Annotated in this window: 9 protein-coding genes; 1 reads left to right on the top strand and 8 read right to left on the bottom strand. The window is 45.4% G+C overall.

The features are described 5' to 3' along the window. Positions 1–120 precede the first annotated feature (120 nt). From H1S01_RS07460 to spoVG, 7 genes are all read right to left on the bottom strand, one after another. Positions 121–1,332 carry an HD-GYP domain-containing protein gene (locus H1S01_RS07460; protein ID WP_188039460.1) on the bottom strand — a complete coding sequence of 404 codons (1,212 nt, stop codon included), beginning with the start codon at positions 1,330–1,332 and terminating at the stop codon, positions 121–123. A gap of 248 nt (positions 1,333–1,580) precedes the next feature. Next, positions 1,581–1,982: a poly-beta-1,6-N-acetyl-D-glucosamine biosynthesis protein PgaD gene (gene pgaD, locus H1S01_RS07455; protein WP_188039459.1), complete on the bottom strand. Its 402-nt coding sequence runs from the start codon at positions 1,980–1,982 to the stop codon at positions 1,581–1,583. After that, complete coding sequence (pgaC, locus tag H1S01_RS07450) at positions 1,982–3,214, bottom strand: poly-beta-1,6-N-acetyl-D-glucosamine synthase (protein ID WP_188039458.1); 1,233 nt, start codon at positions 3,212–3,214, stop codon at positions 1,982–1,984. Before pgaC ends, pgaD begins: the two co-directional genes overlap by 1 nt. A 210-nt stretch (positions 3,215–3,424) precedes the next feature. Continuing rightward, on the bottom strand, positions 3,425–4,339 hold the full coding sequence (locus tag H1S01_RS07445) for a response regulator (protein WP_188039457.1): 915 nt from the start codon (positions 4,337–4,339) through the stop codon (positions 3,425–3,427). Next, on the bottom strand, positions 4,336–7,308 hold the full coding sequence (locus tag H1S01_RS07440; RefSeq protein ID WP_188039456.1) for an ATP-binding protein: 2,973 nt from the start codon (positions 7,306–7,308) through the stop codon (positions 4,336–4,338). Before H1S01_RS07440 ends, H1S01_RS07445 begins: the two co-directional genes overlap by 4 nt. A 130-nt stretch (positions 7,309–7,438) precedes the next feature. Further along, entirely contained in the window at positions 7,439–9,457 is a 2,019-nt protein-coding gene (locus H1S01_RS07435) for a sensor domain-containing diguanylate cyclase (protein ID WP_188039455.1), read from the bottom strand. A 301-nt stretch (positions 9,458–9,758) separates the two neighbouring features. Next, positions 9,759–10,037 carry a septation regulator SpoVG gene (gene spoVG / locus H1S01_RS07430; protein WP_188039454.1) on the bottom strand — a complete coding sequence of 93 codons (279 nt, stop codon included), beginning with the start codon at positions 10,035–10,037 and terminating at the stop codon, positions 9,759–9,761. 538 nt (positions 10,038–10,575) lie between these two features. Between spoVG and H1S01_RS07425 the strand changes: the two genes are divergently transcribed. Further along, complete coding sequence (locus H1S01_RS07425) at positions 10,576–11,040, top strand: pyridoxamine 5'-phosphate oxidase family protein (RefSeq protein WP_188039453.1); 465 nt, start codon at positions 10,576–10,578, stop codon at positions 11,038–11,040. 73 nt (positions 11,041–11,113) lie between these two features. On the opposite strand, the gene H1S01_RS07420 is transcribed toward H1S01_RS07425, so the two are convergent. Then, positions 11,114–12,613 carry a 4Fe-4S dicluster domain-containing protein gene (locus H1S01_RS07420; protein WP_188039452.1) on the bottom strand — a complete coding sequence of 500 codons (1,500 nt, stop codon included), beginning with the start codon at positions 12,611–12,613 and terminating at the stop codon, positions 11,114–11,116. Between the last annotated feature and the right edge of the window lie 117 nt (positions 12,614–12,730).

Here is a 12,730-nt window from a genome sequence, read left to right as displayed (position 1 = left end):
TATCATAAATTACATTTTTTCCAAATACCAACCCTACACAATCCGCTGGTACCCTTGTACTCGGATTAAAAGGCTAGGGGCAACTCAAATCCTTCGTTAATCTTATCGATATTTTCATCGTTATCTTTTAAAAACACCGATCACATCAGAAGTGATCTGTTCATCTAACGACCCATCTCGAATCATCCCCATCAGGATTTCCGAACTTTTCCTATGGGTTATCGCCTCTCGATAGGGCCTGTCTTCGGTAAGCGCTTGATAGACGTCAAGGCAAGCGATCAATCGCGAATTAAAGTCCAGCTCTGTTCCTCTCTTGCCATAGGGATAGCCTTTTCCGTTGAGTTTCTCGTGGTGGTTTGAGGCCCATTCCATGATATCTTCAAACCCTTGAATCTCCTGCAAACTCAACCTCGTATAGTAAGAGTGCTGCTTGATCGCATCGAACTCTTCCTCGTCGAGCCTTCCAGGTTTATCGAGAATCGCGTTGCTGACAGCCAGTTTCCCGATGTCATGTAAGTCTGCCGCGATGATCAACTGATAGATTTCATCATCAGGCTTCTTGTAGTATTCTCCCATCTTTGCCACCTTGTCGGCGAGTTCACTGGAATGAACCTGCGTAAAGGTAGATTTGGCGTCAATGATCTTCGAAAAGACCCTCGTAATATTATGTAGCTGCGCAAAAGTCATCTCGACACTGAAGTTGGGAATATTTCTTTGCAGCGATGCGTGGATAAATTCATCTTTCAAGTCAAGCCAAAAATGGGGTGTTTGACTCACTTCGATAAAAGCATTGACGATTTTCGGTGAAAACGCCGACATTTCTTGCAACTTCACATATTCCTGGATTCTGCGTTTTTCCGCAATGGTGACCTTATTTAAGGAAGTATTTAGTTCCACCGTATCGGCGAGTTTGATGATCTGCGCCATAACGGGAATATCGTCACCTTTGATCTGAAAAAAGCCGGTACCGTCGTAGTTTTCGTGATGGTACTTGATTACGTTGTGAACGTCCGTAAGAAAAGGATACTCCTTTACGTTCTCTTCTCCCTTGAGACCATGCTCTTGTTTGCTTTCGATCGATTGTAAGGAACTCATCGGTTCGTTTTTTAGTTTATCGTGGAGTATCTTTTCACTTGCTCCATTATCGTGCAGAATCGATAACGATACGATATCAAAGATTTCTCTTTGCGACATCCCCAGTTTCTCGGCCATACGCATCGACATGTATGCGACTCTTTTGGAGTGATTCGTTACGATCCCGAAGATGTCCATCTCGACAAAGTCTAAGGCAAAAGACAGGGCGATCAAAAATTCGTTAAGATTAAAGCGCATCTACGGTCTGCCTCCATCAACCGAGTAATCCATATTTGCCCTGATTATATCACGGAGGTATCTAAAGGTAAATGAAAATCAATATCATCGCCCTGCTCCATTTTTAAAACTAAAACTGCCCATTCTCACCGGCTCCATGTAGTGAAGTTAGGAGTTCCGTGAGTATGAGCAGTTTGGCTCGTGGTTATTTCTTAGGACCAACGAGTGGTAAACCTTTTAGTGTGACAACCGTCGGGGTTGTCCAGAAGCTATACGATCGTCTCCTCCAGCTCTATCCATTCGGATTTTTGAAAGTGCTCAACTTGTGACTCGGGAATTTGAAAATAGTTGGCCACCTCAGCATTGGTCACATCATTTAAAAACTTTCTTCGATGTAACCGGCCAAACTTTTTGGCATTATACATACCCCAAGTATACATAATGATGAAATTAATCAACGCCAGGATAACATTAATGGTAAAAACTCTTATCGTACCCTGAATATTTTCGTCCGTAAACAACTCGGAATGAAACAGTTTTATATTAAAATACCAAAGCATCAAGGACGCAATCAGTTGTACCGAAAAGAAAAAAATATAGCTCCAGCCAAGTGAGGTCAAGACGCCTTCGAGCAGCTTCCTCAGCTTATTTTGTTTCCCGTCAATAATCACTAGGTCCCTAACCCCCGATCGGGGCTGTCCCATACGGCAAATTGATGCTTGTTTTTCTTAAATAGGGCTTTCGGTAAAGCCCTGACGACAACCAAAGCGTTAAAATACCAGTAAATAATGGGGTACCATATGGCCCATAAATAGTACTTTCTTAGATTCGCGTCGTATTCACCGTCGATGAACATAGCCACGCCAAACTGGATGAGACATATGAGAGCCAAGTAGGAACCAGACCAGAATACAGGCGCATAGTAAAAATTGGTTTTAATCATGTTAACCACTATGAGTAATGTCGTAATTATCCATGACAAAGACCAGAAAATACTGAGCAGCTCTTCAATATAAATCGGTATCAATCTCCGCTGGCGCCAATCTAAAAAGATATCCCGATGTTTTATGAGAACTTCAATGCCGCCCTGGGCCCAGCGCACCCTCTGTTTCCAGTATCCTGATAAGGTCTCTGGCACTAACATCCAACACAAGGCTCTCGGTTCGTACCGCACGTCCCAAAAGCGTCTTTGCAGTTTCCACGTTACCCCGATGTCTTCCGTGATCATATCCCTATCCCACATTCCGCAATCGAGAAGCGCCCTTTTTCGAAAGGCGACAATAACTCCAGAAACAGTCATGATTTTACCCAGGATGCGTTGAGATCGTTTGATTAGCCCGATGATACTTGAAAACTCGCATAGCTGAACTCTGGCTAAAAGGGAACTACGGTTTCGAACTCTCGGATTGCCGGTTACGGCCCCGACCCGCTCTCCGTAGTTTGGGGTGGTAAAGTGGGGTACCATGAAATTTAAGGCATCTTGATCCAAGAGCGAATCCGCATCTAGACCTAATATGATTTCTCCCTTTGAGGCGATCAGCCCCAAATATAGGGCATTCGCTTTGCCGGAATTCTTTTTGAGATGGATCACTTTCAGCTTTTCATATTTATCATGTAAGTCCCGCAGCACTTTTTCGGTTTCATCGGTACTGCCGTCATTGATGGCGATGACCTCAAAATTAGGATAGTTAATTTGATGAAGGTGAAAGACAGTTTCTTCGATCGTTTTCGACTCATTGTAACAAGGGATTAAAATAGAAACCAGCGGTGTTACCGTCAATTCGGGCGGGCGGCGCTTTTCCCTGCGAAAATAGAATAATAAGCCGCCGATGATCCAGGTCATGCTCATTACAAGAGGGTACCAGAAGACATAGCTTGTTATGATTGCCAATAATTTACCCAACTTTATTGAGCCTCCAGTTTAGCTTACTATAGTTTTTCGAATCTAACATTGTAGACTTGACCTTAGATCTGTAATAATTTGAAAAAAAGCAGGAGGTGTAACAATAATCGCCTCCCGCATCAAATAACTCGATAATATTCGGCTTAAATCGTGTTTTTCGGTATTTCTCGATTTCTCGATTCCTTCCGCTATCTCTGGTCCGGTTTGTTTTTATTTGCCAGCTTTCCTATCCTTCTTCAATCGCTGCACCGCAGCTAGGTACTTCCTCTGTAACCATACCTTTTTCGCTTCCGCCCAATGCCAACCGTCTTCCTCCAGATAGTCCCCTCCATATACGCTTACCGCTTGCTCTAAAAAAGCTCGGTCATGGCTTTCCTCTGCTTTTTTTAACAAGTCTTCAAACTGTTCCACATCGATAATGACGTCCTCCAGACGGAGCATATAGCTGTTTCCGCTGTATTCAATGGACAAATGATCGGCATACCTGTTCAAGAATGTTTTCCGAATCGCATGGATCGACGTCTGTAAATTCACCAGCGCCTTTTGCGGATCCGAATCGGGCCAGAGAAGCTCACATAGCTTTTCCTTGTGAACGGGTTGTTCCTTTTTATCTAACAGATAGGCAAACAGTTCGGCAGCTTTTTGCCTGTTCCACTTAATCAGATGGTCTCCCATCCGTATAGCAAACTTTCCAAACATGGTAATCGTGAGTGTATCTCTATTCACAGGTACGACCGGGATGTCTTCCTTTAGGACATGGAACTCATCCAATTTAGCCTTCATCTTATCCAGGGCTCTAAACAACCGTTCCTCACGGATGGGCTTTAATATGTAATCAATCGCATTCACCTCAAACGCTTCCGTTGCGTAATGATTGTAAGCAGTAATAAAGGCGACGCCGATCTGTGGATACAGAGCAAGCAGTTTTTCCGCTAGATCAAGCCCGTTCATTTCGGGCATCTCGATATCGAGCAAAGCCACCTGAAAGGGGCTTTGCTTTGCTTTTTCCAACGCTTCCAAGGGGTTGCTGCATAACTCATAAGCGTCAAATCTTCCGAACTTGTTTAGATAAGCGCCTATTTCAAGAAGGGAATCTGGCTCGTCGTCAACGATTAAAATATTCATGTGTCCATAACCTCCGTCTCTCTGAAGGGGACAGCAAATTCCACGGTCGTTCCTTTTTCCGGTTGACTGGTAATTTCCAGACCCCTACCATAGAGCGCTAACAGCCTTCGGTGAATGTTCTTCATCCCCACGCTGCCTTGTTTCCCTTCCTTGGAGAAAATGACGGCAAGCAGTTTTTCTTCCATACCTACGCCGTTGTCACAGACAGACACTTTGACATCATCCGCTTCTCGATGGACAGAAACAGATACGCGCCCCCCTTCGATACGGGTCATGATCCCATGCCGTACCGCATTTTCTACGAGCGGCTGAATGGATAACATCGGGATGTCGATGTCGATCTCTTCCTCTACCAGGATTTCGACCGTCAGCCTTTGCCTGAACCGTGCCTGCTCAATCGCTAAATAGGCACGAACCAGCTCCAGTTCTTTCATCAAACTCGTCATGCCTTCGTTGCTTTCAAAGTCAAAACTGCTCCGCAAATAATCGGATAGGTCGAGGACCAGCTCTTTGGCCTTATTCGGCTCTCGAATACTGAGAGAGGCAATGACATTTAAGGCATTGAAGATAAAATGAGGTTTCATTTGCGCTTGGAGAAACATCAACTCACTAGATACTTTATTGCTGACCAGCCTTTTTAACTGCACCAATGTCTTCACACGTACGCGCAGTTCTCCCGCATCAAAGGGTTTAGGGAGATATTCGTTTGCCCCCATCGAAAAAACGATTTCCAGATCTTCTTGCCGCGCTCTAGCGGTAAGAACGAGTACTGGCAAATCCACATAGGAATACTTGTCCCGCAACGACTCTAACACTTCAAAGCCGGTCATTCCCGGCATCATCAAATCCAAGATAAGCAATTCATAGGCAGCACCATGTTTGAGTAAATCTAAAACCTCTTGTCCGCGAGTGACTGCTTTGATGCTGTATCCTTCTAACGCTAAAATGTTGACAATGGCTTGTAAATTTGCCGGATCATCATCAACAACTAAAATCCGAAAACCGTTGCTTCCCTGGATTTCCATCGGAGCTGATCCCGTCTGTCTCGGAATGTTGGGAGCGGACAGCTCGACCGATGACTCTATAGTCGGCGCGGTTCCTTGGGTCACCGGTAATGTAAAAGTAAAAGTTGACCCTTGATGCAATTCCGAAGTAGCCCATATTTTACCACCATGCAGTTCTACAAGCTTTTGGGTGATGGACAATCCCAGACCTGTTCCATAGTACGATCGCGAATCTTGGTGATGAAGTTGAACGAACGCTTCAAAGATAAACGGTAACTCTTCTCGATCGATACCGATTCCCGTATCCTCGACGGAAATCTCCATCCTGTCAGGATGGCATCGAACCCGGATGACGATGGAACCCTTTTCGGTAAACTTGATAGCATTGCCGATGACATTATAAAGGATCTGGATCAGGCGCTTTTCGTCGGCTAATACAGGCGGAAGATTTGGAGCGATTTCGCTATGTAGTTCTATCTCTTTATCTTTGATCAAAAAAAGCAAGACCGAACTGACCTTTGATACGGCGGTAAACAAGTCGACAGGCTTTAGGTCGAGCTTGATTTCTCCTTGTTTTAGTTTTGAGATTTCTAAGATATCGTTGATCATATGGTACAGGCGGTTTCCCGCCGCTTTGACGATTGTCAGGCTTTCTTTCTGAGCGTGGGTAAGGTTATTTTTGCCTTCCTCCAAGACGGATTGAGTGATATTGATAATTCCATTGAGGGGAGTCCGAAGTTCATGGGATGTATTCAATAAAAACTCATCTTTGAGCTTGTCCAGTTTGATGAGTTTTTCCGACATCTGTTGAAGTGAACTGTTTGCTTCGATCAAGTTGCTCTCTGCTTTTATCCGTTTCATCCGATTGATTAAAAGAAGCACGATCAACAAGGCTTGTAGGATAAGCAAGAGAATTCCGCTGACAATATAATCTCCGTATTGCTCCCAAAAGGAGGTCTCTTGAAATTCGATCTTGCTCTCGGCAGGTAACTGATTCCGTTTTATTCCCCATTGTTTTAGCTGGCGGTCATCGAAAGCATACTTATGATATTCAGGAGGGGAAAAGAAATCGTCCGGAGGTTTTATACGGGTCAACTCATCAAGTACCCGTAACGCCGCGTACTGCCCTAGCTTTTCAAAATCAAAGACATATCCTCCAACAATACCATACCCGAGATACTGCACATCGGTGCCAAATACAGGTACCGTGGTTTCTTGGCATATCGTTTGCAGGACTTCGATGGGCGCATACTTTTTTCCATCCACATCGGTCATCCAATGAAAATACAAGATTGCGGAGTCATCATCAGCTTTTTTCAGGCGTTGAACCATCTGTTTATAGGGCAGTTGATTGACAAAAACGAACTTCGTTCGCCCCTTATATTTCTCGATCATTCCAGAGATATGGGGTTCGATCGGATCGGGAGTCACCATGTAGATAGTTTTCGTCTCCGGCTTCGTTTGCAGAATGAGTTGAATGTTTTTTTCGATATCTATCGCGCGGGGATTTCCCATACGCACTAAGGGATCCTCTTCAGCCGGTCCCTCGTCTTTTTTGACATCGATACTAATGGACGCTCCCGGAAAAACGTCGTTTCCGTATTTCGATAAAAAGGGCCGCAGGTTAGCTTTAGCAGTCACAAAATCTGGCTCACGACGGGCGTATTTTACTTGGAGATAGTGGGCTACGTTTTTTAAGTACTCCTCATCATTAGGGTGACGAGCCAAATCAAGATACTCGTAGGAATAGATAAATTTATATTGAGCATTTTTTTCGATCGTTCGCTTAAACCCCTCGTTAAACAACTGATGGGCTGGATCATCGGGGGTAAAAGCGTGCAAAAACAGTACGTGCTTTTCCGGTAACTCTTCGGCATGAACGACAGAAGCAGGTACAATAAGCGCGATAAGCAACAGCCATAAAAAAGGCATGTAGGGCTTTTTGAAACAAAAAAACTTCAACATATATAATACTCACCTAATTTTCGTCACGTCGTTCTGCACATATATTCTTCACGAAGGTAGTCTTATCCTTGAGGGACCTCTCTTTCGAATTCCCGGAAGGGGTGAACCATGATCATCCCTTTCCGTTGATTTACGCCGTAATGAATGATACTTCAACATCATCGTTGCTACCCGATGGGTCCGAAGAACCGAAGACGATACGGTTTTTTCCTGCTTTTTTGGCATGATAAAGTCTGCTGTCGGCCACCCTGAGCATCTCCTCCGCAGAAGTATAGGATGGATCGAACTCCTCAATCCCACCGCTGATCGTAACCATTCCATGAGGGCTCTGCCTATGAAGGATCTGCAGACCTTGAATCGCCTGAAGAATTCGATCTGCCACCTCTTTGGCGATCATCAAGTTGGCATGGCTAAAAATCACAACAAACTCTTCCCCGCCATAACGAAATACACGATCTTCTGCCCGAATGTTTCCCTTAATCGTGTTCGCAATGCTCTTTATGACTTGGTCTCCCTCGGCATGGCCGTAGGTATCATTAAAGTTCTTAAAAAAATCGATATCGACCATCATGATCGAAAACGTTCCTAAATTGTTCTTCCCGTCGGTAAAGATCCGTGTCATGCTGCGATCGAAAGATCGGCGATTATGGATCCCTGTAAGGCCGTCTAAAAGGCTCATCTCTACCAGATCGGCATTGACCTGCTCTAGGGCTTTTGTTCGTTCTTCCACGATTCTTTCTAAGTTTTCCTGGGCATCGCGGATGTTGGTAGCCATTTCCACAAATCTGGTAGACAGTAAGCCAATTTCATTATCCAATTGCACTGGTAATGTAATCGTTTGCTCCGCCACCGCTTGATACTCCCCTCGTCCAATAGCCTCGGCAGCAAGGGTCAACTGTTTCAAGGGTTTTTCTGCTTGATAGCGCATCACATAGTACACGATGAAAAGGATGATCGTGAGAATCATCATGCCTTCGGTAAAGATTCTTATCGCTGCTGCGTGGGCTGCCTCCCGAATAATCTTCATGGGAAAGACCCGTACGAGCAGCCACTCGGGACCTTCAAACTGGCCCACAGCCAGGTAGCAGTCATAGGCATTATTTTTAATGATCTTAACTTCCGAGAGATTCCCCTTGGTTTCTTCTTGAATCAGTCTATAGGCTTCCTTGATAAATGGGCTGTTGATTTTATCTAGGGATAGCTGTCCCACCCATTTTTGATCGTCTGTAGGATCGCTCGGGTGGGCGACCAGATACCCATCTTTCCGAATGATGAAGTTGTAGGTTCCATCGTTGTTGTTTTCGACGATTTTATCGACTAAATCAGTCAGATATATGTCGTGACCGGGCGTGATCAAGTGCCGATCTCCCTCATCCAAGGGATCCATGTAGGTAACCATCCACTTTTTCGCCGTCTCATCGTAGTAAAGACCAGACCAAATCGCTTTCCGTTCTGGATTCTCCTTTTTATTGACAGCTCGAATGACGCCCAGTTCGTTCATGGGTAGGTCGGCCCGGGCGTGCAAGCCCCACGGCTCCACGGGGTAGAAAAGGGTGATGGCGTTCTCCGGATAAGCCACATGCACATTGGCAAAACGATTCACCCATGCCGGGCCCATTCGAGACAAGACCCTGCCGGCCAGGATGAGCCGTCGTTGAAAATCAGGATCCTTCACGCTTTGGTTGTTGCCGATGAAGCTGGACAACCCGTAGATATAGCCGCCATCCTTCGTATAGAAACCATCAAAGTACTCTCGTTTCATCCGCGTAGCACCTTGACTATCGACAAAGTAATAAGACCAGAATTCCTGTTCCGATACCTTGATGTCAGATTGATAGAGTTTCAAAAACTCCTGGGAAAAAACGTCGAGGTTGTCTTTGGCCAGCCTAAAGATCTCACTTTCTGTTCGAACGTGTTCCGAAACATAGGTGGTGAGTTCCTCCAGCCTTTCTTCCGTCTCCCGGTGATAGGCATTATAGTACGAGATCAAAGAGACCACCGTCACGATTGCGATGGACATGAGAAAGATCTTAACAAGGATGCCTTTAATGAGTGATAGAGGCTGGTAACGATTTTCGACATTCTGTGGTTTCACGATAATGTTCACCTCGGTCACGTCAATGATCGATCTGTCTCTTTGATGACTCATGAATAAGGGTATCATCCTACGCTGACAAAACTCTTACAATTGAGTCAAGCGAACGCGTAAAAACGGTCTTTTTGTTAAAATATCTTCATATTTCACTACTTTTGATTTGTTTTCGCCCCATGTCGAAGACTCTGCTTTGATACTTCCAACAGCCTGATCTTTGGCAAGCAATCTTTATTCTGACCAATAAAAAAGCGACCTCGCCCGTGATGGCAAGATCGCTCCGGAAGTTTAATTCGAATTTGGAATTCCCTTGTGGTTAACAAAAAGAGTTCAGCCTTATCGACCAAAGCTGTTCCGGTTACATCGCCACCGATGTTTTCGAACTAACGGTTGCTTTCTCGTATTCTTCCATTACTGCCTTAAAAATAATGTCACGAAATTCTTGATGAATCGGATGCACAATGTCGAGATAACTTCCGTTTGGCACCTTTTTACTCGGCATCGCAACAAAATCTCCTGTCTTTCCCGCGATTACCTTTATGTCATGAATAACAAACATTTCGTCGATAGTAACAGATGCGATGGCCTTTATGGACCCTTCGCGGATGATCTTTCTGATTCTAACACTGATATCCACTCGTAACATCTCCCTACAACCACTTTTTGCACTCAACAGTTCAATTTTAACCAGTTTGCTTAAACAGTCAATACTCGTTGAATGTTTTTATAGCTTTAGAGAGAATTATCATTTGCTAGACGATGTTAGAACCCTTAGTTGCCTATTAGAGATGTTACGAAAAACGAGTTTTTTCTACAACGTCCAATGCCAAATCAGTATCGCCAACACGGTTGCTGGCTCGACCTCTTCGCACCACTTTAATCACAAGCGCGATGAATAGGACGATCGCTGCTACGATAGTCGCAGTTAGAAATTTAAAGAGAAAAGACCTCATTGAAACATCCCTCCATGATACGTTGGGTGGCTGATCCCTTCGTGGATAATCCCTTCGCGAATGATATCGTAATATCCTCCCTTTATTGGTAACATAAGTAAGTCATTCAGTCCGGTTGTAAACCTGGACTGTTTTTTTTCGTCGACGATACGAAAGGTACGCCTCGTGCTATACTTATTATTATTTCAGAGGAGATTAATTTATTGAGGGAGTCGATTTTAGTTGTTCACCGAAATGCGTAGAAAAGACAAGCAACTTACCGTAGTCGATAGCTTAAAAATTCTCACCGAAGGAGAATACGGGGTTCTTTCAACGATAAGCACGGATGGATATCCCTACGGGATACCCTTGAATTATGTTTACGACAACAACAGCATCTATGTCCATTCGGCAGTAGAGGGACTAAAACTCGACAATATCCAGAAACAAAGCCGGGTTTCCTTTTGTGTGGTCGGTAACACAGAATTATTATGCAAGTCATTTGATACGAATTACGAAAGCGTCATTGTCTTTGGTAAAGCTAAGATCGTACATGGCGAAGAGAAGGAACAAGGCTTGATGGCGCTGGTAAAAAAATATTCCTCCGATTACATGGAGGCTGGGAAAAAATATATCGAGAACTCCGGACATACTACGACCGTAGTAAGAATTGAAATCGAGCATTTGACCGGTAAAGCCCAAAGATAAATCTGTTTACCGGCAAAGTCACACAGATAAAAGAGCCTGTCCCAAGTAGCTGGGACAGGCTCTTTTTATTTTTCTATTCGTGCTTATGTAGCGAGATCTGTCCTAAGTCTAAGGAAGAAAGGGCCTCGCCAATGGTTTGGGCCTTTGCCTCCTGGCTGTATGCTTCGAGCATTTGCTTGGTCCGGCGCGAATGGTTTAAGGCAGCAGGCCCACCGAGACAGCCGCCGACGCAAGCCATGCCTTCGATGAAATTGCCTGGTGGGCGACCCACTTTCGCCATGCGAAGTGCTTTGATGATCTCTTCCGCCCCGTCGCAACGATGAGGCTTGAGTTCCACAGTCACCCCAGCTTCCTTGAGCGCCTGTCCTATCGCTTCAGCGACACCGCCGCAGCGGGCAAAGCGGCGACCAAAAATAGAGGCCTGCTCCAAAGGCTCATCGTCACAACCGGCCAGATCGATCCCCGCCGCATCGAACATACCCAGCAGTTCTTCAAATGTGATCGCCAGATCGATATCACCTTGACACTTAGGCAGCCCAATCTCCACTTTCTTGGCCATGCAAGGACCGATGAAGATCGTCTGAGCGCCGGGATATTTTTGTTTTACATACCGTCCAACAGCCACCATGGGTGATACGGACGTAGAGACATTATCCTTCAGTTGGGGAAAGTGTTTCTCGATGATCGCTACAAAAGCGGGACAGCAGGAGTTCGTCAGGAACGAGCCTGCTTCTAGCTTCTCCGCCAGTTCCCGAGCTTCCGCCTCTAGAATCATGTCCGCGCCCAAGGCCGCCTCATGAACCGCTGTAAAGCCGAGCTTTTTCAGTGCGCTGTTTACTTGACCGATGGTGATATCGGGAAACTGACTGGCCACAGACGGCGCTAATACCGCATGGACGTTCCCCTTCTCCTGCTGCAACATTTTTACCGCATCGACAATACTAGAGGTATCAGAGATCGCGCCAAAGGGACAACTGATGGTGCAATGCCCGCAGGCGATACATTTTTGCGGATCGATGCGAGCGATTTTGTCTTCATCATAGCGAATGGCATCTACAGGACATGCTTTGATGCAAGGACGCTGCATATCGGTGATGGCACCGTAGGGGCAGACCCGGTGACAGCGACCGCATTCGATACACTTCTCTTGAATGATGACTGCTCGCCGATCGATTTGTGCGATCGCATTGACCGGGCAGGCATCAATACACCGTTTGGTGATGCAGCCCCGGCAAGCAGGAGTGACCGAAAACCGGTTGACTGGACATTCATCACAGGCGATGGAGATCACGCGAATTCTTGGATCATCCCCAGCGGAGGGATCGTGAGCGACTCCTCCTTCCGGCTCTTCACCGCAAGCCAAGCGGACACGCTCCGCCGAGACGGCTCTTTCCTTATAGACACAACAACGGTAGCGGGGCCTTTTTTCCTGGTTGATCAACGTCGGGATGAACTGCTTATTTTTTTCTAATGTGCCATCCATTGTCATCTTGGCCACATAATAAAAGACTTCATGACGTATCATCTGTACGGCTGTCTCATATTGTCGCTGCGTCAAAACTCTGAAATCCATTGCGAAGCCCCCTGTCTGATATCTTGCCAAGGGCAAGTATATACACTTTCGACACAATAATTAAAAAATCATGCAAAAGGGGGGAAAGAAAAACCGCTATTTTCAGACGGCTTCTCA

It is taken from the genome of Heliobacterium chlorum (genome assembly GCF_014502795.1).
GTDB lineage: Bacteria > Bacillota > Desulfitobacteriia > Heliobacteriales > Heliobacteriaceae > Heliobacterium > Heliobacterium chlorum.
This window is presented reverse-complemented; position numbering and strand designations above follow the sequence as displayed.

Bases quoted from the DNA above. Each gene is read 5' to 3' on its own strand.
- H1S01_RS07435 (WP_188039455.1), bottom strand. From the start codon at position 9,457: ATGAGTCATCAAAGAGACAGATCGATCATTGACGTGACCGAGGTGAAC.
- H1S01_RS07445 (WP_188039457.1), bottom strand. From the start codon at position 4,339: ATGAATATTTTAATCGTTGACGACGAGCCAGATTCCCTTCTTGAAATA.
- H1S01_RS07460 (WP_188039460.1), bottom strand. From the start codon at position 1,332: ATGCGCTTTAATCTTAACGAATTTTTGATCGCCCTGTCTTTTGCCTTA.
- H1S01_RS07420 (WP_188039452.1), bottom strand. From the start codon at position 12,613: ATGGATTTCAGAGTTTTGACGCAGCGACAATATGAGACAGCCGTACAG.
- H1S01_RS07440 (WP_188039456.1), bottom strand. From the start codon at position 7,308: ATGTTGAAGTTTTTTTGTTTCAAAAAGCCCTACATGCCTTTTTTATGG.